Raw genomic sequence first — 24,199 nt, 5'->3', positions numbered from 1 at the left:
CGCATGAACAGTAACTTCAGACGTCATCTGTTGGGTCTGTCGTTGCTGGTTGGCGTAGCGGCCCCTTGGGCCGCTACTGCCCAAGCGCCAATCAGTAATGTCGGCTCCGGCTCGGTCGAAGACCGTGTCACCACGCTTGAGCGTATTGCCAATGCTCAGAGCCAGCTCTTGAACCAACTCCAGCAGCAAGCCTCCGACAACCAGCGTGATATCGATTCGCTCCGTGGTCAAATCCAGGAGAGTCAATATCAGCTCAATCAGGTCGTAGAGCGCCAAAAGCAAATCTATGATCAGATCGACAGCCTGGAGCAGGGCGGTGGTCAGAGCGCCTCTGCGCCGGCAGCGTCTGCTGCGGCAGGCGCGGGTAGCGCTGCGGCTTCTTCTGCAGCGCCTGCCAGTAAGGGCGATGAAAACAGCGATTACAACGCCGCTGTTTCGCTGGCGCTGGAGAAAAAGCAGTACGATCAGGCGATCCCAGCCTTTCAGAGCTTCGTAAAGCAGTATCCCAAGTCGACTTACCAGCCGAACGCCAACTACTGGCTGGGGCAGTTGTTTTACAACAAGGGTAAGAAAGACGATGCGGCCTACTATTTTGCGGTGGTGGTGAAAAATTACCCGAAATCGCCAAAGGCCTCTGACGCGATGTACAAGGTCGGTATCATCATGCAGGAAAAAGGGCAGGCTGATAAAGCCAAAGCCGTGTTCCAGCAGGTGGTTAAACAGTACCCGAACAGCAGCGCAGCCAAACAGGCGCAAAAGCGTATTGCTGGCTAATTTGGCAGAAAATAAGCCCAGAAGTTGGTCGATACGACCGATTTTTGGGCTTGATCGCATGAAGAACCAGCAGTTGAACCTGATGCGTAAAAATTTAGGTTGCGCTGCTGAGATAAAACAGTAATATATGCCGCCGTTGCCCAGACATCTCGCAAGATGTTAAAGCAGCAGGGAAATTGGGTCGTTAGCTCAGTTGGTAGAGCAGTTGACTTTTAATCAATTGGTCGCAGGTTCGAATCCTGCACGACCCACCAATTTCCAGAAGTAGTGCAGTAACCACTTTAGTGGGTGATTAGCTCAGTTGGTAGAGCATCTCCTTTACACGGAGGGGGTCGGCGGTTCGAGCCCGTCATCACCCACCACTGCAGTGGGTCGTTAGCTCAGTTGGTAGAGCAGTTGACTTTTAATCAATTGGTCGCAGGTTCGAATCCTGCACGACCCACCAATTTCTAAAGAATTGGTAGTAAAGTGGAATCGGACAGGATGAGAACCGTAAGGTTCGAGTCTCGCGGCAGCGAGACAACATCACGTAGTGATGGCCCGAAGGGCGAGGCGCAAGCCGAGTAATCCTGCACGACCCACCATTCTTAACGAATGGGTGAGCAGTAAAATGGGAATCACGCTTTATAGCGTTCAGCAGTACACCACGTCAGTGGGTCGTTAGCTCAGTTGGTAGAGCAGTTGACTTTTAATCAATTGGTCGCAGGTTCGAATCCTGCACGACCCACCATTCTTAAAGAATGGGCAAGCAGTAAACCGGCATCACATCTCAGGCCGTTCAGCAGTACACCACGTCAGTGGGTCGTTAGCTCAGTTGGTAGAGCAGTTGACTTTTAATCAATTGGTCGCAGGTTCGAATCCTGCACGACCCACCATTTCTAGAAAGTATTCCCAATCTTAAATATCTCAGCAATGTCATCGCATAGTGCACGAGTCGTGTAGGTGAGACAAAAGCGTTTACGCTTTTGAACAGCGCTTGCGCTGGCCCGAAGGGCGAGTCTCGAAGAGACGAGTCACCTGCGTTCAGGTTCGACAAAATCGCCGGGAGTGATTTTGAACAGCGCTTGCGCTGGCCCGTAGGGTGAGTCTCATGGATGAGACGAGTAATAAGCGAGCGAGACGACAACGCGCAGTGTTGCCCGCAGGCCATCAATTCAACACACCCCACTATTTCTAAAATTTATGTCGTGCATCTCTTTCTTATTACCTGTCGCTTCATTCACGTAATTTCCCATATGGCAATAAAAACAACCTAGCTAACAAATATAATTTAATCTCGTTGATGGTTTATTTATATTTCCGCTTCAGATAAGTAATTTCCATTTGGTGATTATTTAAAAACGCATAAAATAATAAAAATCGCACTCACTTATTAACAAAAAGAAACAAAGCAAAAGGCGGGAAGTGCTTCATTCATTACTACGCTTTAATGGTCGCCGAAAATTCTATTGCGTGACACGCCTTATTTTACTTCCGATCTTATTGCTGCAGCGCCTGGTATTCTGCAGGCGTTCGCCATTGCTTTGGAGAAAGATGATATGTTATCGCGTCGTGATATCTTGAAAGCCTCCGCCGTTAGCGCGGCCGCCGCCGGTATGATCGGCGGCATGGTGAAGTCCGCCGTTGCCGATGATCACCGCAATATTGTGCCGCCCAGCAGCTACCAGCCGCCCGCCGATGCGCGGGGCGTGTATAAATACAAATTCACCGACAGTAAAAAGCGCAGCCTGCCCAGCGGCTGGGCGCGGGAAGCCACCGTTGAACAGTTCCCGATCTCTGAAGGCGTGGCCGGGGTTGATATGACGCTGGAGCCTGGCGGCGTACGCGAGCTGCACTGGCACGCTATCGCCGCTGAATGGGCCTTTATGCTGGAGGGGCGGGCGCGCATTACCATTATCGATCCAGAAGGAAAATGTGAGGTGGCGGATTTTGGCCCCGGTGATGTGTGGTATTTTCCGAAGGGCTATGGCCATTCCATTCAGGCGCTGGCTGAGGGCGCACATTTTATTCTGGCTTTCGATAATGGTCACTTCTCCGAATTCGGCACATTCAGTATTACCGACTGGGTGGCGCATATGCCGAAAGAAATATTAGAAAAAAGCGTTAATATGCCGGCATCAATATTCTCCAAGGCCAAACAGGGCGAGGCTTATATTGTCGGCGGAGCGGTACCGCCGGCGTTGCCGTTAGCTAAAAATGACGGAGGCCTGAATAATTCGCCGTTAACGCACCGTTATCAATTAATGAAACAGAAACCGTTCTTTGAAAATGACGCCGGCAGCGTGCATTTGGTGTCGTCAAAAGAATTTCCTATTTCCACCACCATGACCGGCATTATCGAGATCGTCAAACCCGGTGCAGTACGCGAACTGCATTGGCACCCGAACGCCAATGAATGGCAGTATTATATTTCCGGCAAGGGGCGTATGACGGTATTCAGTTCGCACGGTCATGTCCAAACCGAGGAGTACGCGCCTTCCGACGTCGGCTATGTGCCGCAAGGGTTCGGTCATTACATTGAAAATCTCGGCGACGACGATCTGAAGGTGCTGATAGTGCTGGATAACGGCATCTATCAGGACATCTCTCTGTCCGACTGGCTGGCGAAAACTCCGGCTTACCTGCTGGCGGACAACTTCAATAATCAGGTTGAGGACTGGCAGGCGCGGCCGAAGGACAAGTTGGTGATGTCGCGCCGCAGAAAGTAACGGCAGCAAGAAAAGCGGCAAGCGCCGGTGACAGGCTGGCGTTTTCCGTTCCCCCACTCATATTCATTGACCCTCAAAGTTTCAACGGTTAAACAAAAATCGTCTATAGACGAAAATTAGAGCGACTTTTGTCTTTTGTTTGGGTATTTTGTTTAGTATATAAAACATTGGGGCAGGGCAACCGCAGGCGGCGGTTGCGACAGGTTCTCCAGACTAGCACAGAGATGACAGTGATGAGTGAAATGTTTGACGCCAATGCGGCAATCTACCCGTTCCCAGCCAAACCGATACCGCTCGACCAGGCGGAAAAGGCCTTCTACCGTGAGAAAATCAAAACGCTGTTGAAGCAGCGCGATGCGGTGATGGTGGCCCACTATTACACCGACCCGGAAATTCAGGCGCTGGCGGAAGAAACCGGCGGCTGCGTTGCCGATTCGCTGGAGATGGCGCGTTTCGGCAGCAACCACCCGGCCTCAACTTTACTGGTGGCGGGGGTGCGCTTTATGGGGGAAACGGCGAAAATTCTCAGCCCGGAAAAGCGGGTGCTGATGCCGACGCTGCATGCTGAATGTTCACTCGACCTCGGCTGCCCGGAGGCGGAGTTCAACGCCTTTTGCGATAGTCATCCGGATCGCACCGTGGTGGTCTACGCTAATACATCAGCGGCGGTAAAAGCGCGTGCCGACTGGGTTGTCACCTCCAGCATTGCCGTTGAGCTGATTGAACATCTCGACAGCCTCGGGGAGAAAATTATCTGGGCGCCGGATCGCCATTTGGGCAACTATGTTCAAAAACAGACCGGGGCCGACGTCCTGTGCTGGCAGGGCGCCTGCATCGTCCATGATGAGTTTAAAACCCAGGCGCTGATGCGCATGAAGGCGCTCTATCCCGAGGCGGCGATTCTGGTGCATCCGGAATCGCCGCAGGCGGTGGTTGATTTGGCCGACGCGGTCGGCTCTACCAGCCAGCTGATTCAGGCGGCGCAGAATTTACCGCAGCGGCAGCTGATCGTCGCCACCGACCGCGGCATCTTTTATAAGATGCAGCAGGCATGCCCGGACAAAGAGCTGTTTGAGGCGCCGACCGCCGGTGAAGGGGCGACCTGCCGCAGCTGCGCGCACTGTCCGTGGATGGCGATGAATGGCCTGAAGGCGATTGCCGACGGGTTGGAGCAGGGCGGTGCGCAGCATGAAATTTTTGTCGATGGCGCGCTGCGGCAAAAAGCGCTGCTGCCGCTGAACCGCATGCTGGATTTTGCCGCAACGCTGAAGATGCAGGTAAAAGGAAACGCCTAAGTTAACCCGATGAAAAGGAAGGCCCGATGAATTTTTTTAGTACCAGCAACATCATGGTGCATATCCCGCTGGGAGCGGGTGGCTATGACCTGTCCTGGATTGAGGCGATAGGCACGCTGTTCGGTCTGTTGTGCATCTGGTACGCCAGCCAGGAAAAAATCATCAACTATCTGTTTGGTCTGATCAACGTGACGCTGTTTGCGGTGATCTTCTTCCAGATTCAGCTGTACGCCAGCCTGCTGCTGCAGCTGTTTTTCTTTGGCGCCAATATCTATGGCTGGTATGCCTGGAGCCGGCAGACGGCGGAGCATCAGGCCGAGCTGCAAATTCGCTGGATGCCGCTGCCGAAGGCGCTGGGCTGGGGAGCGGCGTGTGTGGCGGGCATCCTGCTGATGACCTTTTACATTGACCGCGTTTTCGCCTGGCTGACGCAGGCGGCGGTGACGGTGATGCAGGCGCTGGGGTTGCCGGTTGAGCCGCCGACGCTGCAGCCGGACGCTTTCCCGTTCTGGGATTCGACGATGATGGTGTTGTCGATCGTGGCGATGATTCTGATGACGCGCAAATACGTGGAAAACTGGCTGCTCTGGGTGGTGATTGACGTGATCAGCGTGGCGATTTTTGCCTACCAGGGCGTGTACGCCATGGCGCTGGAGTATGTCATCCTGACTCTGATCGCACTGAACGGTTCCTGGCTGTGGATCCGTAGCGCGGCCGACCGAGGGTCACGGCCGCTCTCCTCCCACTCTTGATCTTATCGCTCCCGCGCCGGCCGGTGCGGGAGCGCCCTCGTCAGTGGTGATGGCCCAGGTGCGAGTGTGAATGTGTGTGCTCACTCGCTTCCGGCGCCCGGTTGATGCCGCAGTCCGGCGTATCGCAGTGTTGGTATTCCATTTGGATGGTCACATGACCAATCTGATAATGCTTAAGCAGATAAGCTTCAATGCGGCGCAGCAGGCCATCGTGGTCGTGCGGCGGAATCACCTGAGCATGCAGCGTCATTAGTTTTTGTTCGCCGATTTGCCAGACGTGAACATGATGAATATTACGCACCTCGGCGATATTCAGGCACAAATCCTTCTGCAGTTTGACGATATCGACCTCCTGCGGCGTACCTTCAAGCAGCTCGTGGAAGCTCTCCTTCAGCAGGCGCCAGGCGCTGCGCACCACCAGACAGGACACCAGCACCGATAAAATGGGGTCAATCGGCGTCCAGCCGGTGGTGAGGATCACAATGGCCGCGGCGATGGCGCCGACCGAGCCGAGCAGATCCCCCAGTACATGCAGCGCCGCAGCGCGCACGTTAATATTTTTCTCTTCATTGCCACGGTGCAGCAGCCAGAAAGCGAACAGATTCGCCAGCAGGCCGGCGACGGCGATAATCAGCATCGGCGTGCCCATAACCGGCTGCGGTTCGAAGAAACGCCGGATGGCCTCCCACAGAATAAAGATAACGATCGCCAGCAGCGCCGCCGCGTTAAGAAACGCCGCCAGCGTGGTCAGCCGCAGGTAGCCGAAGGTGTGGCGGGCGTTGGGTTTACGCTGTGAAAAGTGCACCGCCATCAGCGCCACCAGCAGTGCGGCGGCGTCGGTCAGCATGTGTCCCGCATCGGCCAGCAGCGCCAGCGAGCCGGAAAGCAGGCCGCCGATGGCCTCGGCCACCATAAACCCGGCGGTGACTAAAAAAGCGGTTAGCAGGCGTTTACTATTGCTGTTTTTCGGCAGATGAACGTGTGGGGTTTCTGACATCTTATGTCCTTATTTAACGTGATACTCAATCATTCATCGTCGGCGCGGCGGCGTCCAGCTGCGTTAACAGCTGCGCCACGGCGGCGTCGATCTCAGTATAGGCCTCTGCGGCGAATTCTCCGCGCCTGGCGGCGTCGATCGCCTGCTGGCAGCGCTGCGCCGGTATGCCGAGCTGCAGCATCAGCAGGCTGCCCTTAATACGGTGCGCCGCCTGGCCCAGCGCCAGCCAATCCTGCCGTTGCGCCGCCGCCTGCAGTCGTTGGCGATCGGCCAGCAGGGTAGTGCGCAGCGTGGATGCCAGCCGCTGTTGCATGGCTACATTATCGCCGCCGAGCACCGTTAGCTGGTTTTTTAGGTCAGTAAGGGCTAACTGGGGCTGGGTAAACCGGCTGTTTTCGGCTAAAACCTGTTCAATCGCCGCCAGGGAAATCGGCTTGGTGAGAAAATGGTCAATATGCACCTGCCCGGCGGGAATGCGGGTAAACTCCTGCACGTCGGCGGAACACAGCACGATGTGGCAGGCAGGCAACCCACGACGCCGTTCATCGCGGCGGATCAGGCGCGCCAGCGTCAGGCCGTCCGGGCGTGGCATATTGTAGTCGATAAACAACAGTTCGAAGGGCCGTTGGCGGTGGGCCTGCAACAGCGGGTAACCGTGTTCAAACAGCGCCGGCTGCAGAGCGAAATGGCGCAGCTGACGTTCCATCAGCAACAGATTGGTCGGATGGTCGTCAATCAGCGCGACCCGCAGCGCCGGTGAAAAACGTCGCGCCGGCGCGGCGTCCTGCGGCGGCGGTGTGATGGCCTGCGCCGTGGCGGCCGGCAGCGTCACATCAACCTGTGTACCCACGCCTGGCTGCGAGCGCAGGACAATCGCGCCGCCCATCTGCTCGACAATCTCTTTACAGATCGACAGTCCCAGCCCGGTGCCCTGCACAGAAATACGCTGTGCGCCGCGTGCCCGGTAAAAGGGTTGGAACAGCTTGTCCAGCTCATCGGCGGCGATGCCGCAGCCGCTGTCGGCGACGCTCAGGTGCAGCGTGCCGTCTTGCCAGGCCAGACCAACCTCAACGTAGCCGCGCGTGGTGAACTTAATGGCGTTATTTATCAGGTTGTTGGCGATCTGAAGTAAACGCTCACCATCGATAGTGACGGCGTCGGGCAAGCTCTCATCAAGACGGACGCGGAAGGTCAGCGCCTTGTTGCCGAGCAGCGGCCGGTACAGCGCCTGCAGATGTTCTCCCCACGGGCGCAGCGCCAGCGGCTTGGGCGCCAGGGTGAGCGAGCCGCTTTCCAGCTTGGCGTAGTCCTGCAGATCGTTCAGCAGATTCAGCAGCGAGGCGGCGGAGCTGTAAATCACCGGCAGCCCTGCCGGTGCCGGCGTTTTTTTCAGCTCCAGTTCCAGCAGGCCGAGGATGGCGTGCATCGGCGTGCGCAGTTCATGGCTGACCGTCGCCAGAAATTTACTCTTCCTGCGGTTTTCCGCTTCGGCCTGACGGCGCGCCTGTTCTAGCCGGCGGTGCTCGCGCTGCTCACGGCGCTGCTGCCGGTAGCGGCGCACGATCCACAGCAACAGCAGCAGAATAATGATCGCCAGCAGCGTCAGCAGCCAGGTGGTCTGCGGCGGCATGCGGTTATCGTTCACCGCGTCGATCAGGCTGCTGCGGTCGACAATCCAAGTCTCACGCAGCGACCGCAGCGTCTCTGCCGGGATCTGCATCAGGTTCTTATCCAGAATGCCGAGCAGCAGGGGCCGATCGGGACGTACGCCGAAGGCGATAGGATAGGCGATATTATTGGCGGGAAAGGCCAGCCGGATGGCGCCGGAATAGCGCGACAGAGCCAGGAAGTTGGCGGAAATGACATTGTCCACCAGCGCGTCCACCCGGCCGTTCGCCAGCGCGTCATACAGGCTTTTGGCGTCGCTGAACGCGATTGCCTGATTGCCGGCAGGGATCAGACTGCGCCCGAGGTCGCCCTGCACAAAGCCGATGCGTTTGCCCTGCAGCGCGGCCCAGCCGGCGATATTTTCGGCGTAGCGACCGACGTAGACGCCCCATAACGCGCGATGGACCGGCATACTGGCGCTGTAATGGGCTTTGGCGTCGGCGGTGAGCGGCAGCGCGGCGCGCATCAGCGCCTGGCCGCTGCTGACCAACGCGTCGGCCTGCTCGGCGTTGCGTGCCCAGACCGGGGTAAACTGCAGGCCGCTGTTTTGACCGATGGTATTAAGAATATCGACCAGATAGCCGCGCGGCTGGTTATCGGCGTCGCGATAGACAAAGGGGAAATTATTCTCAACGGCGGCATAGGGCACGCTGCGGTGCGCGGCGACCCAGTTTTTCTCCATCGGCGTCAGATCGGCGTTGCCGGTATCCAGATAGCTGGGGATTTTTTTACTCCAGCGGCTCTGCAGGCTGTTCATCAACTCCATCGGCGTATCGGCGATGGCGTTATTCAATGAATCAATGAGCCTGGCGTCGTTCGCGGCGAAGACAAATGACAGGCTGCCCAGGTTGATGGCGCTTTCCACCTGGTAAAGCTGCCCTAATTGCAGCTGATCGATAATAAAACTGGCGCTGGCGTCATCGGCAATAAAGTAATCATCGCTGCCGTTAAGCAGGGCGTAGACCGCCTGAAAATTATTGTCATAGCGCTGTACCTGAGAGGTGACGCCCTGCAGCGCCGTGCCGGCCTGCATATCGGTCAGGGCACCGATGGCGACGCGCGCGGTTGCCGAGTTGAGCATCACCGGCCGGTTATTGTTGCGATCGCGCAGTACCCGCAGGTTGCTGGCGTAATAGGGGTGCGACAGCTGCAGCGGGCCGGATACGGCCTGCCGGGGTATGCCGTACAGCAGGTCGATCTCCCCGCGCTGCAGCGCCTGCTGTAGCCGGGCGAGGTTGGCGAAGCCGAGAACCTCGAAGCGGATGCCGGTCACCTGCTGAATGTAGTCGAGGTAGTCGGCGTTCAGCCCATACAGATCATCATCCACGATGATGTTATAAGGGCTGGTGTTTTCGCTGATAATGCCTACGCGCAGCATCTTACCGCGCCAGAGGTTTTTCTCCCGCGCCAGCAGCATGTCATTCGGCAGCGACAGATTGCTGACCAGATGATAGCGGGGCGGCTGCGCGGCCAGCGCCGAGGCGCACAGCGCCAACAGGCTGAACAGCAGAATCAGGCGTTTCACGGAGCCAGCTCTTTAAACACTGCCGCCAGCTCCAGCAGATTTGCCGCACCGGTTTTGCGCAGAATATTTTTCTTGTGGGTGCTGACGGTTTTATTGCTGATATTCAGCATCTCGGCAATCTGCAGGTTTGATAGTCCCTTGCTCAGCAGGGCGAGCACCTGCAATTCTTTGGCGGTTAACGACGGGCCGGGACCGTTCTCTTCCTGCTCGTCGCCGAGCGACGGCGGGAAAACGCGTTCCCCCTGCATCACCTGTTCAATACAGCGCACCAGCTGTTCCAGCGATGCGCCCTTATGGACAAAACCGCTGGCGCCGGACTGGTAGGCCAGACGCGCATACAGCGCTTCCTCCTGCGCGGTATAGATGATGATACGCTGTTGCGGGTAGTGGCGGCGGATCTTCTTCAACAGCTGCAGGCCGTCAACCTGCGGCAGGCCGATATCCAGAATCAGCACGTCGCAGCGCTGCCGGCTGAGCCAGGCGAGCGCCTGGCTATCGTCCGGCTGCGCCGTCAGGACGTAGGAATGGCCGGATTTTATCAGCGCCGCTTCCAGTGCGACATGAACCAACGGGTGATCGTCAACCAGTAACAGGGAAAGCATCGTCATGTTCGTCTATTGTCCAGCAGGGGCCTGAGAGTAGCATAGCGAAAAAGGAGGTCCTGCGCCGCCGTTATCTGACAGCACAATCTGCTGCCAAATCGGTGGTTAAAAGTCAGCAGGGCAAAGTGATTTACAGCGCCTGCCGCACAGGCTAGATTGGTTGGATCCGCGCATTGCGATATACCCCTTCTTGATACCGAATGGAAAAGTTATGAATTACCAAAACGACGATTTACGCATCAAAGATATTAAGGAACTTTTACCCCCTGTCGCGTTGCTGGAGAAGTTTCCGGCCACGGAACAGGCGGCAGAGACGGTGTCGCTGGCGCGCAATGCGATTCACAACATTCTTAAAGGCAGCGACGACCGCCTGCTGGTGGTGATCGGCCCTTGCTCTATTCACGACACGCGCGCCGCCAAAGAGTACGCGCAGCGTCTGCTGCAGCTGCGCCAGGAGCTGAACGGCGAACTGGAAGTGGTGATGCGGGTTTATTTTGAGAAACCGCGCACCACCGTGGGCTGGAAAGGGCTGATCAACGATCCGCTGATGGACAACAGCTTCCAGATCAACGAAGGCCTGCGTCTGGCACGTAAGCTGCTGCTGGATATTAACGACAGCGGCCTGCCGGCGGCGGGCGAGTATCTGGACATGATTACGCCGCAGTATCTGGCGGATCTGATGAGCTGGGGCGCGATCGGCGCGCGCACCACCGAATCGCAGGTGCACCGTGAACTGGCTTCCGGTCTCTCCTGCCCGGTGGGCTTCAAAAACGGCACCGACGGCACCATTAAGGTGGCGATCGACGCCATTAACGCCGCCGGCGCCGCGCACTGCTTCCTGTCGGTCACCAAGTGGGGTCATTCGGCGATCGTCAACACCGGCGGCAACGGCGACTGCCATATTATTCTGCGCGGCGGCAAAGAGCCGAACTACAGCGCGGAACACGTTAAAGCGGTGAAAGAGGGGCTGAGCAAGGCCGGTCTGCCGGCCAATGTGATGATCGACTTCAGCCATGCCAACAGCAGCAAGCAGTTCAAGAAGCAGCTGGACGTCAGCGCCGACGTCTGCCAACAGATTAGCGGCGGTGAAAAGGCGATTATCGGCGTGATGATCGAGAGTCATCTGGTGGAAGGTAACCAGAGCCTGGAAAGCGGTGAACCGCTGGTGTACGGCAAGAGCGTCACCGATGGCTGCATCGGCTGGGAAGATACCGAAACCGTGCTGCGCGATCTGGCGGCGGCGGTGAAGGCGCGCCGCGCCCGCTAAGCCCGCAGGCTGACGGATAAAAAAAGCCCCCGGCGCAAACCGGGGGCTTTTTTACGTCAGGGCGGCAATTACTTCGCTTTGCCCTGGTTGGCTACCGCAGCGGCTTTAGCAGCGATTTCGTCCGCGTTGCCCAGGTAGTAGTGTTTGATTGGCTTCATGTTCTCGTCGAACTCATACACCAACGGCACGCCGGTTGGGATGTTCAGTTCGAGGATCTCATCTTCGCTCATGTTATCCAGGTATTTCACCAGCGCGCGCAGGGAGTTGCCGTGGGCGGCGATGATCACACGCTCACCGCTCTTGACGCGCGGCAGGATCTCTTCGTTCCAGTAAGGGATAACGCGGTCGATGGTCAGCGCCAGGCTTTCGGTCAGTGGCAGCTCTTGCTCGCTCAGGGATGCATAACGCGGGTCGTGGCCAGGGTAGCGCTCGTCATCTTTGGTCAGCTCCGGCGGGGTAACGGCGAAGCCGCGACGCCACTGTTTTACCTGCTCGTCGCCGTATTTCTCTGCGGTTTCCGCTTTGTTCAGGCCCTGCAGCGCACCGTAGTGACGTTCGTTCAGTTTCCAGGATTTCTCGGTCGGCAGCCAGGCCTGATCCAGCTCATCCAGGATGTTCCACAGGGTGTGGATCGCGCGCTTCAGTACGGAGGTGTAAGCGAAGTCGAAATTGAAACCTTCATCTTTCAACAGTTTGCCTGCTGCTTTCGCTTCGGTGCGGCCTTTATCGGACAGGTCAACATCGTACCAACCGGTGAAGCGGTTTTCGTTGTTCCACTGGCTTTCGCCGTGACGCACCAGAACCAGCTTAGTTACAGCCATAGCTTAACTCCTTAATAATCTGACATTTCAATGATAACGAAAATCATTATATTGCCGCGGCCGGTGGCTCGGCAATCGATAGTGCTTAACCATAGCCAATTTATTGCCGTTAAGTAAGATCTGAAAGGATGAAAAAGCTGAATCGTTCAAGCGTGGGGAGAGTGCGGCGCGCGCGGGGGAAAATGCGGCGCGCCGTGGGAAAAGCCGGCAATCAGGCGGCTTTTTTCAGACAGCTGCTCATAAAGGTTTTACGCGCGTCGCCCTTCAGGCTTTGCTTGGCGGCGTCGGCATTACAGCCTTTCATTTTCTGCTGTTGCGGCGTCAGCGCTTTACCGGCGGCCTGATGGCCTTCGGCTTTCAGGCAGGTGCTCATGAAGGTGGTACGATCGGCGCCCTTCAGCGATTTGGAAGAAGCCTGTTGATTACAGTCGGTCATACGTTTTTGTTGGGCGGCCTGCGCCGGAGACGGAGCTTTTTTTGCCGGGGCTTCTGCAGCCATCAGGTTGGTGCTCAGCAGCAAACCTGCCAGTAACGGAAGTGCAGTAATCAGTCGCATAGGTGTTCCTTCAGCTATTAACCGGCCGGAATGGCCGAAAATTGTGACGCAGCACAGGATGTTGTGCTTATCACGGTAGGCTGATTTTAGTGCGCGTACGGGTATAAAGGAAGGAACGGAGCGGCAGGAAAAGGGTAAGCATTTATAACAACACGCCCCGCGCTGCGGCGCGGGGATGTCGGTTAACGCGGGGAAAACAGATAGCGGGTGATGCTGTGATAGTTTTGCCCCGGTTGTAGCCAGCAACTGGGCTGCGGCCATTCCGGGTGGTGCGGGCTGTCCGGCAGAAATTCGCTTTCCAGCGCCACGCCGGCGTAATCGCCGTAGCTGCCGCCGTCGCGCGCCGGCGTGCCGGCAAGATAGTTACCGCTGTACAGCTGCAGCGCCGGTGCAGTGGTGAAAACGTGCATTTCCAGCCGGCCGTCCGCCGAGCACAGCCGCGCCGCCGGTTTATCCAGCGCCAGACAGTCGCGCTGCAGCAGATAGGCGTGATCGTAACCCTTCACCCGCTGCTGGGCGGCATCGCGCAGCAGATCCTGCGCCAGCGTTTTAGGCTGGCGGAAATCCATGCCGCTGCCGTCGACCGCCGTCAGCGCAGCGCTGGGGATCCCCTGCTCATCGACCGGCAGGTAATGATCCGCGTTGAGCTGCAGCGTCTGCTGACGCGCGTCTTGTCCGGCGCCGTCCAGATTGAAATAGGCATGGTTGGTCAGGTTAACCGGGCAGGGACGATCGGTCTGCGCCTGGTAGTCGATCTCCAACTGGTGGTCGTCCGTCAGGCGGAAGCGGGCGCTGACCTGCAGATTGCCGGGGAAGCCCTGATCGCCGTCGGGCGAATGCAGCTGATACGTTACCTGCTGCCGATCCTGCTGGGCAATGTGCCAACGGCGGGCGTGGAAGCCCTCCGGCCCGCCGTGCAGCTGGTGCGGCCCCTGATTGGCCAGCAGCGCCAGCGCGCCGCCGTCCTGCGGCAGGCTGGCGTTGGCGATGCGGTTGGCGTAGCGGCCTACCGTAGCGCCGAGATAGGCGCTTTGCCGCAGATAGTCGGCAGGTGTGGCGCAGCCGAGCAGCACCTCACGCGTTTCGCCGCCGCTGAGCGGCAGCCGCGCTGAGAGCCAGGTCGCGCCCCAATCCATCAGCGTTACCGTCATCCCGCCGGCGTTGCGCAGGGTGGTTAAGGTAAACGGCCGGCCATCCGGCGCACGTTGTTCTTCAGCGATGTTCAGCATGAGCCGGCTCCTGCGGATGCGGTGCAGACATAGAAGGTTTCCTGCAGGCCGTTGGCCCGCAACGGGTACTCCCGTTGTACCGCCGCACGCACCGGTTCAACCAGCCGCTGCGGCATCAGCGCGACGATGCAGCCGCCGAAGCCGCCGCCGGTCATACGCACGCCGCCGTGTTCGCCGATCGCCGCTTTGACAATCTCCACCAGCGCGTCGATCGGCGGCACGGTGATTTCAAAGTCATCGCGCATGGAGGCGTGCGACTCGGCCATCAATTGCCCCATCCGGGCTAAATCGCCGCTGGCCAGCGCCTCGGCGGCGGCCAGCGTGCGGGCGTTCTCGCTGATAATATGGCGCGCACGTTTGGCGACCAGCGGGTCCATCTCATGCTCGCGGGCGTTGAACTGTTGCTGGCTGACGTCGCGCAGCGCCTTGACGCCAAAGAATCCGGCGGCCTGTTCACACTGCTGGCGACGGGTATTGTATTCACTGTCGACCAGCCCGCGTTTGACATTAGAGTTGATGATCACCACCGCCACGTCGTCCGGCAGCGGCACCGCGCGGGTCGCCAGTGAACGGCAGTCGATCAGCAGCGCGTGATCCGGCTGGCCGAGCGCGGAAATCAGCTGATCCATAATGCCGCAGTTGCAGCCGACGAACTGGTTTTCGGCCTCCTGGCCGTTCAGGGCCAGCGCCACGCCGTCGAGCGGCAGCTGATACAGCGTCTGTAAGGCCTGGCCGACGGCCACCTCCAGCGAGGCGGAAGAGCTGAGACCGGCGCCCTGCGGCACGTTGCCGCTGATCACCAGGTCGGCGCCGCCAAACTTGCCGTTGCGCTGCTGCAGATGCTTCACCACGCCGCGCACGTAGTTGGCCCACTGCAGCTGCTCATGCGGCACGATCGACTGGTCGAGGGCGAATTGATCTACCTGATGATCATAATCGGCCGCCAGTACGCGGATCTGACGATCGTCGCGCTTGGCGATGCTGATCACGGTCTGATAGTCGATGGCGCAGGGCAGTACAAAGCCGTCGTTATAGTCGGTGTGTTCGCCGATCAGATTGACGCGCCCCGGTGCCTGTACGGTGAGGGTCGGTGCGTAACCGAAATGCTGGGTAAAAACGCTCTGGGTCAATTCTTGCAAACGCATTATTGGGCTCCGGCTTCACGGTAATGGATATCGCTGACCGCCCGCAGACGTTCGGCGGCCTGTTCGGCGGTCAGATCGCGCTGGGTTTCCGCCAGCATTTCATAGCCCACCATAAATTTACGCACCGAGGCGGAGCGCAGCAGCGGCGGATAGAAGTGGGCGTGCAGCTGCCAGTGGCGGTTATCGGCGCCGTTAAACGGTGCGCCGTGCCAGCCCATCGAATAAGGGAAAGAGCACTGGAACAGATTGTCATAGCGGCTGGTCAGCTTTTTCAGCGCCACGGCCAGATCGGCGCTTTGCGCCGCATCAAGGTCGGTCAGACGTTGCCGTGCGCTTTTCGGCAGCAGCAAAGTCTCAAACGGCCATGCCGCCCAATAGGGCACCACCGCCAGCCAGTGATCGGTTTCCACCACCGTGCGGCTGCCGTCCTGCTGTTCGCGTCGGGCATAGTCCAGCAGCATTGCGCTGTTGTGTTGCTGATAATAGTCGCGCTGCAGCCGGTCTTCACGCTCGACTTCATTTGGCAGGAAGCTGTTGGCCCATACTTGTCCGTGGGGGTGCGGATTGGAACAGCCCATGGCCGCGCCTTTATTTTCAAACACCTGCACCCAGGGGTAGTTGCGGCCCAGCTCGGCGGTTTGTTCCTGCCAGGTTGCTACCACCAGCTCCAGCGCCGGCAGACTAAGCTGCGGCAGCGTTTTGCTGTGGTCCGGCGAAAAGCAGATCACCCGGCTGGTGCCGCGCGCGCTTTGGCAACGCATCAGCGGATCGTCGCTTTCCGGCGCCTGCGGCGTATCGCTCATTAGCGCGGCGAAGTCATTGGTAAACACGTAGGTGCCAGGATAGTCCGGGTTTTGGTCGCCGGTAACGCGCGAATTGCCAGGGCACAGGAAACAGTCGGGATCGTGCTGCGGCAGGCTTTCCTGCGCGGGCGCTTCCTGCTGCCCCTGCCAGGGACGCTTGGCGCGATGGGGGGAAACCAGCACCCATTGGCCGGTCAGCGGATTGAAGCGGCGATGAGGGTGATCGATAGGATTAAAATCCGTCATAGTCATTCCTTCGGCATCTTTTATACGTAGTGGTAACGATTACACTGCGTATTATTCGGCCATTCATTGGATAGCGTCAGCTAAATAATGGCTAAAAGATAGCATATTTGCGAGCAGGAAAAGGTGATCCAGAGCGAAAAATGGAATCGTTTACATTAAGGTAAGGATCTTTACCACAGAAGGAGCCGGTGCAACAGCCCTGGCCTTTTCGTATGGAGAAATTAGGTGTGTGGTAGCGTTTTCATCCATAGTATCCGCCGACAGACGAGCGCTGCCGGCGGCGGGGATTAAGGATGCTGATAGAACGGATAGGTAAAGAACAGCAGATGCGTCATATTCAGGCCAAAGTGCAGTGCGATCGGCACCCACAGGCGTCCGCTCCACATCCAGGCCAGGCCATACAACAGCCCGGCCAGCGTGGCGAAGATCGCCATCAGCATGCCGGACGGGAAGTGTGCCGCGCCAAACAGCAGGGCGGCGATCACCAGCGCCGGCCAGGCGCCCAGCCACTGGGTCAGCCGCTGCTGCAGGTAGCCGCGAAACAGCGCTTCTTCCGCCATCGATACAAAGAACAGGTTGGCCATCATGAAAGGCAATATCCAGCTTGGGAAGTGGCTTTCCAGCTTCAGGCCGCCCAGCGCCACCGCCAGCAGCAACAACAGCGGCACGCACAAAATCAGCAGCAGCCAGGCCAGGCTGCCGACGTTTTTCGCCGCTTTGCCGCTGTTGAACAGCGTCGGCAAACAGGCGAACAGCAGGAACGGCAGCAGCGCCTTATCAAAGTTATAGCGCAGCGTATAAGGCGCGCTGAGCGGCCCGGCCTTACTGCCGTCCACCATCAGCTGATTGTTGATGCCGGGCACCAGGTGCAGAAACAGCGCCAGACTGCTGGCGACCAGCAGGACTTCCAGCGCGACGGACAGCCCGGCGTTGGCGCGGTAGTGATGACGCAGCCCGGCGGCCAGAGCGATAACGGCCAGGTACGCGGCTCCCTGCGGCGTCAGAATCTGATGATAGATGCCCATACCGGCCGATGCCGCCAAAATCACCCAGGCGATCAGACGGTTAAACGGCAGAAAAAATAGTGCAGTCGACAGTACGCCCCACATAACGATTATCCCTTTAACATAAATATGCGACACCCGCTTTCAAAGACCGCCATGACTCCGCCGGAATACTGCCGCCGGCCGGTCAAATGGAGATTAGGCGGATAGTAACACAAGCGAATCGCGCTGAAGGTCGGTGCAGTGAGGAAAAGTGAGCGCCTGGCTACGGTGTTTGCCGCGCAGCCAGGCGGGGCGGCCCCCGCCTGATGAAAAAAATTACTGCAGCGGCTCTTGCTGATAACGGTAAGCGTCGCCGGAGGGGATAAAGCTTAAGCGGTGGGTAATGCACTGCGGGGCGTCTTCCGCGTGGTGCGAGACAAACAGCAGCTGGGTGGTGCCTTCGCCGATCAGCACATCAATAAAACGGCGCACCAGCTGGCGGTTAAGCGGATCCAGCCCCTGCAACGGTTCATCCAGGATCAGCAGAGCCGGGTGCTTCACCAGCGCACGAGCGATCAGCGCCAGGCGTTGCTGCCCCCAGGACAGGCTGTGGAACGGTGTTTCGCCCTGGGCGCCGCCCAGCCCCAGCAGCTGCAGCCACTGTTCGCTCAGTTGGCGCTGACGATCGGATACCGCCTGATAGATGCCGATCGAGTCAAAGAAACCGGAAATGATCACGTTGCGCACGCTGCTGCTGACGCGGTACTCCAGGTGCAGGCTGCTGCTGACGTAGCCGATATGACGTTTGATCTCCCAGATGGTTTCACCGCTGCCGCGGCGACGGCCGAACAGGGTCAGATCGTTGCTGTAGCCCTGTGGATGATCGCCGGTGATCAGGCTGAGCAGCGTAGATTTACCGGCGCCGTTCGGGCCGACGATCTGCCAGTGCTGGCCGGGATCCACCTGCCAGCTGAGACGATCGATGATGGCACGATCGTTATAGCTGACCACGCCGTTGCGCAGTACGATCCGCGGATGATCCACCGGCAGGGCGGGCTGCTGTTGCGGATCCTCGCTTTCCGGCAGCGCCAGACCGGCGAGGTTTTCACTGTGCGCCAGCTGCGCCACCAGCGCGTCGGCCATCACCTGTTGGCGCGGGCCCTGGCTGGCCAGCGTGCAGTCGGCCAGTACGCCGACCTGCTGAACAAAGTCGGGGATTTCGTCAAAGCGGTTTAACACCAGCACCAGGGTATAGCCCTGTTGCGCCAGCTGCGCCAACAGTTCGGCCAGCTGGGCGCGCGAAGCGACGTCCAGCCCGTCAAACGGCTCATCCAGAATCAGCAGGTCCGGTTGCCCCATCAGGGCGCGGCACAGCAGCGTTTTGCGGGTTTCGCCGGTGGAGAGATATTTAAAACGGCGCTCAAGCAGCGCGCTTATGCCGAACTGCGCCGCCAGCTGTGCGCAGCGCGCCGGATACGGATGTTCTTCCTGAATAATCTCGGCGGCGGTGCGGCCGGTATCTTCTTCGTCAGGGCTGAGCAGGTCGGTATTGTTGCGTTGCCACTCATCGCTGAGCATTTTCTGCAGCTGTTCGAAAGAGAGGCGCACCGGCTGCTGAAAGTCGCCGTGGCGTTCGCCGCGCAGCAGCGGCAGCTCATCAGCCAGCGCACGGGCCAGCGCCGATTTGCCGCTGCCGTTGGCGCCGACGAACGCCCAACTGTCGCCGGCGCGGATCTCCAGCGTCTCCAGCGACAGGGTGCGGGTATCGCTTAAACGAAATGAACCTTGCGAAATGCGCAATGACGACATCACTTATTCCTTTTTTTGCAACTCTTTGGTTTAGAAATAAGCGCATCGCCGGCGGATGTCAATTGACAAAAATGCAACGACACATTGCATTCAGCACAGCGTCGCGATAATCACCCGATCGGCATTGAACAGGGCGTTAACCGGCATCTCCGGCTGCAGTTGCAACTGCTGCAGCTGCTGATTGTCCAGCGTCGCACACAGCGTTTCACCGCCGGCGAGGGTAACCAGCACTTCGCTGTACGCGTCGCCGGGCTGAATATGGGCGACCCGGCCGGGCAGTACGTTATCCGCCGCGTCGTCGCCGGCGTCATCGGTGCTGAGCGTCACCCAGGGGGCCTTGATCAGCGCCAGCACTTCTTTGCCCGGCGCCAGTTGCAGGCGGTCGGCGCTCTGTTCGGTGACGGCGGCGGTCAGCCGGGTGTGGCCGTCGGCCAGCAACAGCTGAATGTGTTGCTGCACCTGTTGCTGCTCGCGCGCCGTCACGGTGGCGAAAAACTGGTTGCGGGCGCTGGTTTGCAGGGAGAAGCGTGAGATGGCCGCCAACAGGCTGTCCAGCGGCAGCCGATCCTGCTGCAGCACGTCGAAGGCTTTCTGCTGAATTTGCCCCAGCAGATCGTACAGCTGGATCAGCCGTTGCCCATAGTGGGTCAGCTGTGCGCCACCGCCGCCTTTACCGCCGGTGGCGCGCTCCACCACGGTCTGTTCCGCCAGTTGATTCATCTCATTGATGGCGTCCCAGGCGCTTTTATAGCTGATGCCTGCCAGCTTGGCGCCCTGGCTGATGGAGCCGGTATGGGCCACCTGCTTGAGCAGGGCGATGCGGCGCGGGTCGGCAAACAGTTTTTGCTGCAGTTTTAATGTCAGAAGTATTTCGGCCTGCATGGTACGTTCCGTAGGCTGCAAAAAAGTGGCTATCCGCCGCGGTGCGGGCTTCCGGTTATAGGGCGGAGAGGCGGCGCTGGCGCGATATATGATGCGCTATTGTCACCGATCTGACGACAATGCGCCAAATATCGCATTATTTTTTCCCGCGTTGAGGTAGCATAGCCGAATATTTCAGCACGTTTGGCTGAGGACTTCGGGGCCACAGCCGCTACAATAACCCTGTTTTTAACGTGAATTTCCGATACCGTAAAGCGACAGCCGCAAACGTGTCAGCCACCGGATTCAGGCCGTCGTTCAGCAAGGCAGTATAAGTGAGGCGAGTATGTTGGAATTATTGAAAAGTTTAGTATTTGCTGTAGTTATGGTTCCCGTAGTCATGGCGGTGATCCTCGGTTTAATTTATGGTCTGGCGGAAGTGTTCAACATCTTCTCCAAAGCCGGTCCGGCGAAAGAAAAACGCAGCTGATTTTCCCTTCTCCACTCCCTGCCGCGCGATGCGTGGCGGGGAGTTCAAGTTTTTTTCCTTATTGCCGATATCTCTTGACGACCACCGCGGAACTGGGCCGACAAAGCGCATGACAAGCCGCAGTCTATCGTTATATTATTTTTTATATAACGAATGCAATCCGTCCTGCGACGGGGGAGATAATTAACAATGAAACAGCAATGGACTCGGTGGCTGGGCGGTGCGGTATTGGCGTCCGGTCTGGTGATACAGGCGTCTGCCGCGGACAAGGTGACCGTATTCGCCGCGGCATCGCTGACTAACGCGCTGCAGGAGATTGCTACGCAGTATCAGCAGGGCAAAGACGTGCAGGTGGTTTCCTCATTTGCTTCCTCTTCGACGCTGGCACGGCAGATTGAGCAGGGCGCGCCGGCCGATCTGTTTATTTCCGCCGACCAGCAGTGGATGGACTATGCCATCGACAAGCAACAGATGGTCAAAGACAGCCGCTACACGCTGCTGGACAACGATCTGGTGCTGATTGCCGCCAAAGACAGCAAACTGGATAAGGTGGCGATCACGCCGCACACCGACTGGCAGAAATTGCTCAATGGCGAGCGTCTGGCGGTGGGCGATCCAGATCACGTGCCGGCCGGTATTTACGCTAAAGAAGCGCTGCAGAGCCTGAAAGCCTGGCCGCAGCTGGCGCCGAAACTGGCGCGCGCCAACAATGTGCGCAGCGCAATGGCGCTGGTGGAGCGGCAGGAAGCGCCGCTGGGTATTGTTTACGGCTCTGATGCGCTGGCCAGTAATAAAGTGAAGGTGGTCGGCGTGTTCCCGGCGGACAGCCACAAACCGGTGGAATACCCGATGGCGATGGTCAAAGGCCACGATAGCCCGACGGTCAGCGCGTTCTATACCTACCTGAAAAGCCCGCAGGCGGCGGCGGTGTTTAAACGTTACGGATTCTCTCCACGGCAATGATTCTGAGCGAGTATGAGTGGCAGGCGCTGGCGCTGAGCCTGAAGGTCTCCAGCCTGGCGGTGGTTTGCAGCCTGCCGCTGGGCATCTTGACCGCCTGGATTCTGGTGCGCCGTAATTTCCCCGGCAAATCGCTGCTGGACAGCATTATCCATCTGCCGCTGGTGCTGCCGCCGGTGGTGGTCGGCTACCTGTTGTTGATTGCCATGGGACGGCGCGGGGTCATCGGTGAGTGGCTGTATGACTGGTTCGGCTTCAGCTTTAGTTTCAGCTGGCGCGGCGCGGCGCTGGCGTCGGCGGTGGTGGCGTTTCCGCTGATGGTGCGGGCGATCCGCCTGGCGCTGGAGGCGGTGGACCGGCGCCTGGAACAGGCGGCGCGCACGCTGGGCGCCAGCCCGTGGCGGGTGTTTTTCACCATAACCCTGCCGCTGTCGCTGCCGGGGGTGATTGTCGGCGTGGTGTTGGCCTTCGCCCGCTCGCTGGGGGAGTTTGGCGCCACCATTACCTTTGTCTCCAATATTCCCGGTGAAACCCGCACCATTCCGCTGGCGATGTACACCCTGATTGAGACGCCGGGGGCGGAGGGCGCCGCCGCGCGCCTGTGCGTGATTGCCATCGTGCTGTCGCTGTGTTCGCTGATGGCGTCCGAGTGGCTGGCCCGCTGGGGCCGCAAGCGGATGGGAGGCTGAATGTTAGAATTGGATTTCAGCCAGCGCCTCGGCGATCTGCAACTGCAGGTCAAAGAGAGCCTGCCGGCGCAGGGCATCACGGCAATTTTCGGTCTGTCCGGCGCGGGGAAAACCTCACTGATCAACGCGATCGGCGGCCTGACCCGGCCGGACAGCGGGCGCATTGTCCTGAACGGACGCACGCTGGTGGATTGTGAACGCGGCCTGTGTCTGCCGCCGGAAAAACGCCATATCGGCTATGTGTTTCAGGATGCGCGCCTGTTCCCGCACTACCGGGTGCGCGGTAATCTGCAGTACGGCATGGCGGCGTCGATGCGCGCCCAGTTCGATAATATCGTCGACCTGCTGGGTATCGGCGCGCTGCTGGGTCGCCTGCCGCTGACGCTTTCCGGCGGCGAGAAACAGCGGGTGGCGATCGGCCGCGCGCTGCTGACCGCGCCAGAGCTGCTGCTGATGGATGAGCCGCTGGCGTCGCTCGATCTGCCGCGTAAGCGCGAGCTGCTGCCGTATCTGGAGCGGCTGGCGCAGGACGTCAATATCCCGATTCTGTACGTCAGCCACAGTATGGATGAAATTCTGCGGCTGGCCGGCCAGGTGATGGTGCTGGACCGCGGTCAGGTGCTGGCCTGCGGCGATCTGGAGGCGGTGTGGGCCAGCAATGCGCTGCGCCCGTGGCTGCAGCGGGAAGATCAAAGCAGCGTGCTGAACGTCAGCGTGATTGAACATCATGAGCGCTATGCGATGAGCGCGCTGCGGCTGGGGGACCAACGCCTGTGGGTCAGCGCGGTGGATGCGCCGATCGGCACGCAACTGCGGATCCGTATCAATGCCGCCGACGTTTCGCTGGTGCTGCAGGCGCCGCATAACAGCAGCATCCGCAATATTCTGCCGGCCAAGGTGATAGAGTGCCTGGAAGTCGGCGGGCAGACAGAGGTGAAACTGTTGGTCGGCGACAGCGTGCTGTGGGCGCGTATTACCCCGTGGGCGCGCGATGAACTGGCGATTAAGCCGGGCCAGTGGTTGTATGCGCAGGTAAAAAGCGTCTCAATCAGCCGCGAAGCGCGTTAAGCCCTCTCCGGGCGGAGAGGGCGCACGGTGTCAGGCCAGGACGTGGCTGCGGATAACCTCGGCGATGCCGGGCTGCAGGTGATCGGCGATGGTCAGATCGGCGCGCTGTTTGATTGCCTCGTCGGCATTGCCCATCGCCACGCCGAGGCCGGCGGCTTCCAGCATGCTCAGATCGTTGTAGTTATCGCCGAAGGCCACCACCTGATCCATCGTCAGCCCCTGAGATTCCACCCACTGACGCAGGCGTTTGCCCTTGCTGTTGCCGTTCTTGGCGATATCCACCTGATCGTGCCACGACCATTCGCAGGCCAGCCCCAGCTCTTTTTCCACCGTTTCGGCAAACTCGCGCAGAGCCGCGGTATCGGCATGCGAAGTGGCGAATTTCCAGATTGAGCGCGCATCGTCGGCGGCCTGAGTCAGGCTGTCGACCTGCAGCAGCGTCGGGCGCTGTGCGGGCGGCAGCTTCTCAGCCCAGGCCAGCGAACGGGTCACATGGCCGCTGGGCTCCTGATACAGCATCGCATCGTCCACATACATCAGGCCGTGGATCCCGCTTTGTCTGAGCATCTGCAGCACCTGCTTGGCCTGCTCTTTCGGCAGCGGATCGGCCGCCAGCACCTTTTGCTGCTGGAAGTCATACAGATAGGTGCCGTTGCAGCAGATAGCCGGCGTGTCCAGTTCCAGCGCCTGATAAAACGGATGAATGGCGACGTGATGGCGGCCGGTCACCACTACCACTTTGACGCCGGCGGCGCGCGCCGCCGCCAAGGCTTCCAGCGACTGCGGCAAGATACGTTTTTGGGTGTCCAGCAGGGTGCCGTCCAGATCGAGGGCGATAACGCGGTAGGTCATAGATGTCTCGAATAATTAGTATGGAAATTAATCCGATAGTACACCCGATCACCGACGGATAAAACCACAGGGAATTTGCTGATTCGCCAGGCTTGT

General features: G+C 58.9%; 21 protein-coding genes, 5 tRNA genes and 1 other RNA gene. 15 read left to right on the top strand and 12 right to left on the bottom strand.

All coding sequences use genetic code 11. The features are described 5' to 3' along the window. The first annotated feature begins 3 nt into the window (after nucleotides 1–3). The 10 genes from cpoB (at nucleotide 4) to pnuC (ending at nucleotide 5,529) form a co-directional block, all read left to right on the top strand. Complete coding sequence (cpoB, locus tag HF675_RS17405; protein WP_105230166.1) at nucleotides 4–774, top strand: cell division protein CpoB; 771 nt, start codon at nucleotides 4–6, stop codon at nucleotides 772–774. A gap of 178 nt (nucleotides 775–952) precedes the next feature. Continuing rightward, nucleotides 953–1,028: transfer RNA gene (locus tag HF675_RS17400), tRNA-Lys, on the top strand. 32 nt (nucleotides 1,029–1,060) lie between these two features. Then, nucleotides 1,061–1,136: transfer RNA gene (locus HF675_RS17395), tRNA-Val, on the top strand. Nucleotides 1,137–1,143: 7 nt separating this feature from the next. Continuing rightward, nucleotides 1,144–1,219, top strand: a tRNA-Lys gene (locus HF675_RS17390). A gap of 18 nt (nucleotides 1,220–1,237) precedes the next feature. Further along, nucleotides 1,238–1,358: non-coding RNA, RtT sRNA (locus HF675_RS17385), on the top strand. A 70-nt stretch (nucleotides 1,359–1,428) separates the two neighbouring features. Next, nucleotides 1,429–1,504, top strand: a tRNA-Lys gene (locus tag HF675_RS17380). A 69-nt stretch (nucleotides 1,505–1,573) separates the two neighbouring features. Beyond that, nucleotides 1,574–1,649 (top strand) — tRNA-Lys (locus HF675_RS17375). A gap of 663 nt (nucleotides 1,650–2,312) precedes the next feature. After that, nucleotides 2,313–3,482 carry a cupin domain-containing protein gene (locus HF675_RS17370; RefSeq protein WP_105233229.1) on the top strand — a complete coding sequence of 390 codons (1,170 nt, stop codon included), beginning with the start codon at nucleotides 2,313–2,315 and terminating at the stop codon, nucleotides 3,480–3,482. 233 nt (nucleotides 3,483–3,715) lie between these two features. Next, nucleotides 3,716–4,777, top strand: a complete 1,062-nt coding sequence (gene nadA, locus HF675_RS17365) for a quinolinate synthase NadA (RefSeq protein ID WP_160027901.1) — start codon at nucleotides 3,716–3,718, stop codon at nucleotides 4,775–4,777. A gap of 26 nt (nucleotides 4,778–4,803) precedes the next feature. Then, a complete protein-coding gene (gene pnuC, locus HF675_RS17360; RefSeq protein WP_187043505.1) occupies nucleotides 4,804–5,529 on the top strand; it encodes a nicotinamide riboside transporter PnuC in 726 nt (241 codons plus the stop codon). 40 nt (nucleotides 5,530–5,569) lie between these two features. On the opposite strand, the gene zitB is transcribed toward pnuC, so the two are convergent. From zitB to HF675_RS17345, 3 genes are read right to left on the bottom strand one after another with little or no spacing between them, the layout of a single operon-like run. Then, nucleotides 5,570–6,526 carry a CDF family zinc transporter ZitB gene (zitB, locus tag HF675_RS17355; RefSeq protein WP_105230169.1) on the bottom strand — a complete coding sequence of 319 codons (957 nt, stop codon included), beginning with the start codon at nucleotides 6,524–6,526 and terminating at the stop codon, nucleotides 5,570–5,572. 25 nt (nucleotides 6,527–6,551) lie between these two features. Then, a complete protein-coding gene (locus HF675_RS17350; RefSeq protein ID WP_187043504.1) occupies nucleotides 6,552–9,719 on the bottom strand; it encodes a transporter substrate-binding domain-containing protein in 3,168 nt (1,055 codons plus the stop codon). After that, nucleotides 9,716–10,321: a response regulator transcription factor gene (locus tag HF675_RS17345; protein ID WP_111738099.1), complete on the bottom strand. Its 606-nt coding sequence runs from the start codon at nucleotides 10,319–10,321 to the stop codon at nucleotides 9,716–9,718. Before HF675_RS17345 ends, HF675_RS17350 begins: the two co-directional genes overlap by 4 nt. Nucleotides 10,322–10,532: 211 nt before the next feature. On the opposite strand from HF675_RS17345, the gene aroG reads away from it, so the two are divergent. After that, nucleotides 10,533–11,588, top strand: a complete 1,056-nt coding sequence (gene aroG / locus HF675_RS17340) for a 3-deoxy-7-phosphoheptulonate synthase AroG (protein WP_105230171.1) — start codon at nucleotides 10,533–10,535, stop codon at nucleotides 11,586–11,588. A gap of 68 nt (nucleotides 11,589–11,656) precedes the next feature. Here the strand turns inward: aroG and gpmA are convergent, their stop codons facing one another. From gpmA to modE, 8 genes are all read right to left on the bottom strand, one after another. Beyond that, on the bottom strand, nucleotides 11,657–12,409 hold the full coding sequence (gene gpmA, locus HF675_RS17335; RefSeq protein ID WP_015671378.1) for a 2,3-diphosphoglycerate-dependent phosphoglycerate mutase: 753 nt from the start codon (nucleotides 12,407–12,409) through the stop codon (nucleotides 11,657–11,659). A gap of 211 nt (nucleotides 12,410–12,620) precedes the next feature. Next, a complete protein-coding gene (locus HF675_RS17330; protein WP_187043503.1) occupies nucleotides 12,621–12,965 on the bottom strand; it encodes a PsiF family protein in 345 nt (114 codons plus the stop codon). A gap of 182 nt (nucleotides 12,966–13,147) precedes the next feature. Next, on the bottom strand, nucleotides 13,148–14,194 hold the full coding sequence (galM, locus tag HF675_RS17325) for a galactose-1-epimerase (protein WP_105230173.1): 1,047 nt from the start codon (nucleotides 14,192–14,194) through the stop codon (nucleotides 13,148–13,150). Beyond that, on the bottom strand, nucleotides 14,188–15,339 hold the full coding sequence (galK, locus tag HF675_RS17320; protein WP_187043502.1) for a galactokinase: 1,152 nt from the start codon (nucleotides 15,337–15,339) through the stop codon (nucleotides 14,188–14,190). The genes galM and galK overlap by 7 nt, the downstream gene beginning before the upstream one ends. Further along, the gene (gene galT / locus HF675_RS17315; RefSeq protein ID WP_187043501.1) at nucleotides 15,339–16,388 is read right to left on the bottom strand and encodes a galactose-1-phosphate uridylyltransferase; all 1,050 of its coding nucleotides are present in this window, start codon (nucleotides 16,386–16,388) and stop codon (nucleotides 15,339–15,341) included. Before galT ends, galK begins: the two co-directional genes overlap by 1 nt. A gap of 287 nt (nucleotides 16,389–16,675) precedes the next feature. Then, entirely contained in the window at nucleotides 16,676–17,497 is an 822-nt protein-coding gene (locus HF675_RS17310; protein ID WP_111737564.1) for a CPBP family intramembrane glutamic endopeptidase, read from the bottom strand. Between the two features lie 213 nt (nucleotides 17,498–17,710). Beyond that, the gene (gene modF, locus HF675_RS17305; RefSeq protein ID WP_187043500.1) at nucleotides 17,711–19,183 is read right to left on the bottom strand and encodes a molybdate ABC transporter ATP-binding protein ModF; all 1,473 of its coding nucleotides are present in this window, start codon (nucleotides 19,181–19,183) and stop codon (nucleotides 17,711–17,713) included. 90 nt (nucleotides 19,184–19,273) lie between these two features. Further along, a complete protein-coding gene (modE, locus tag HF675_RS17300; RefSeq protein ID WP_105230178.1) occupies nucleotides 19,274–20,065 on the bottom strand; it encodes a molybdenum-dependent transcriptional regulator in 792 nt (263 codons plus the stop codon). A 325-nt stretch (nucleotides 20,066–20,390) separates the two neighbouring features. Here modE and HF675_RS17295 point away from each other — a divergent pair, with 325 nt between their 5' ends. The 4 genes from HF675_RS17295 to modC all read left to right on the top strand — a co-directional run bounded on the left by HF675_RS17295 (nucleotide 20,391) and on the right by modC (nucleotide 23,251). Next, nucleotides 20,391–20,534 (top strand): AcrZ family multidrug efflux pump-associated protein, encoded by a 144-nt coding sequence (locus HF675_RS17295; RefSeq protein ID WP_071889351.1) that lies wholly within the window; start codon nucleotides 20,391–20,393, stop codon nucleotides 20,532–20,534. A gap of 189 nt (nucleotides 20,535–20,723) precedes the next feature. Beyond that, nucleotides 20,724–21,497, top strand: coding sequence for a molybdate ABC transporter substrate-binding protein (gene modA, locus HF675_RS17290; protein ID WP_187043499.1), 774 nt, complete (start codon nucleotides 20,724–20,726; stop codon nucleotides 21,495–21,497). Further along, a complete protein-coding gene (gene modB / locus HF675_RS17285) occupies nucleotides 21,494–22,183 on the top strand; it encodes a molybdate ABC transporter permease subunit (protein WP_105230180.1) in 690 nt (229 codons plus the stop codon). Before modA ends, modB begins: the two co-directional genes overlap by 4 nt. Continuing rightward, nucleotides 22,184–23,251, top strand: a complete 1,068-nt coding sequence (gene modC / locus HF675_RS17280; RefSeq protein ID WP_187043498.1) for a molybdenum ABC transporter ATP-binding protein ModC — start codon at nucleotides 22,184–22,186, stop codon at nucleotides 23,249–23,251. Between the two features lie 30 nt (nucleotides 23,252–23,281). On the opposite strand, the gene HF675_RS17275 is transcribed toward modC, so the two are convergent. Next, complete coding sequence (locus HF675_RS17275; RefSeq protein WP_187043497.1) at nucleotides 23,282–24,103, bottom strand: pyridoxal phosphatase; 822 nt, start codon at nucleotides 24,101–24,103, stop codon at nucleotides 23,282–23,284. Nucleotides 24,104–24,199: the final 96 nt, after the last annotated feature.

Origin of the sequence: Serratia sp. JUb9 (assembly GCF_014298095.1) — a bacterium.
Taxonomy (GTDB): domain Bacteria; phylum Pseudomonadota; class Gammaproteobacteria; order Enterobacterales; family Enterobacteriaceae; genus Serratia_B; species Serratia_B rhizosphaerae.
This window is presented reverse-complemented; position numbering and strand designations above follow the sequence as displayed.

Excerpts from the sequence above, each read along its gene's own strand:
- cpoB (WP_105230166.1), top strand. The coding sequence starts at position 4 with ATGAACAGTAACTTCAGACGTCATCTGTTGGGTCTGTCGTTGCTGGTT.
- HF675_RS17370 (WP_105233229.1), top strand. The coding sequence starts at position 2,313 with ATGTTATCGCGTCGTGATATCTTGAAAGCCTCCGCCGTTAGCGCGGCC.
- nadA (WP_160027901.1), top strand. The coding sequence starts at position 3,716 with ATGAGTGAAATGTTTGACGCCAATGCGGCAATCTACCCGTTCCCAGCC.
- pnuC (WP_187043505.1), top strand. The coding sequence starts at position 4,804 with ATGAATTTTTTTAGTACCAGCAACATCATGGTGCATATCCCGCTGGGA.
- zitB (WP_105230169.1), bottom strand. The coding sequence starts at position 6,526 with ATGTCAGAAACCCCACACGTTCATCTGCCGAAAAACAGCAATAGTAAA.
- HF675_RS17345 (WP_111738099.1), bottom strand. The coding sequence starts at position 10,321 with ATGCTTTCCCTGTTACTGGTTGACGATCACCCGTTGGTTCATGTCGCA.
- aroG (WP_105230171.1), top strand. The coding sequence starts at position 10,533 with ATGAATTACCAAAACGACGATTTACGCATCAAAGATATTAAGGAACTT.
- gpmA (WP_015671378.1), bottom strand. The coding sequence starts at position 12,409 with ATGGCTGTAACTAAGCTGGTTCTGGTGCGTCACGGCGAAAGCCAGTGG.
- HF675_RS17330 (WP_187043503.1), bottom strand. The coding sequence starts at position 12,965 with ATGCGACTGATTACTGCACTTCCGTTACTGGCAGGTTTGCTGCTGAGC.
- galM (WP_105230173.1), bottom strand. The coding sequence starts at position 14,194 with ATGCTGAACATCGCTGAAGAACAACGTGCGCCGGATGGCCGGCCGTTT.
- galK (WP_187043502.1), bottom strand. The coding sequence starts at position 15,339 with ATGCGTTTGCAAGAATTGACCCAGAGCGTTTTTACCCAGCATTTCGGT.
- galT (WP_187043501.1), bottom strand. The coding sequence starts at position 16,388 with ATGACGGATTTTAATCCTATCGATCACCCTCATCGCCGCTTCAATCCG.
- HF675_RS17310 (WP_111737564.1), bottom strand. The coding sequence starts at position 17,497 with ATGTGGGGCGTACTGTCGACTGCACTATTTTTTCTGCCGTTTAACCGT.
- modF (WP_187043500.1), bottom strand. The coding sequence starts at position 19,183 with ATGTCGTCATTGCGCATTTCGCAAGGTTCATTTCGTTTAAGCGATACC.
- modE (WP_105230178.1), bottom strand. The coding sequence starts at position 20,065 with ATGCAGGCCGAAATACTTCTGACATTAAAACTGCAGCAAAAACTGTTT.
- HF675_RS17295 (WP_071889351.1), top strand. The coding sequence starts at position 20,391 with ATGTTGGAATTATTGAAAAGTTTAGTATTTGCTGTAGTTATGGTTCCC.
- modA (WP_187043499.1), top strand. The coding sequence starts at position 20,724 with ATGAAACAGCAATGGACTCGGTGGCTGGGCGGTGCGGTATTGGCGTCC.
- modB (WP_105230180.1), top strand. The coding sequence starts at position 21,494 with ATGATTCTGAGCGAGTATGAGTGGCAGGCGCTGGCGCTGAGCCTGAAG.
- modC (WP_187043498.1), top strand. The coding sequence starts at position 22,184 with ATGTTAGAATTGGATTTCAGCCAGCGCCTCGGCGATCTGCAACTGCAG.
- HF675_RS17275 (WP_187043497.1), bottom strand. The coding sequence starts at position 24,103 with ATGACCTACCGCGTTATCGCCCTCGATCTGGACGGCACCCTGCTGGAC.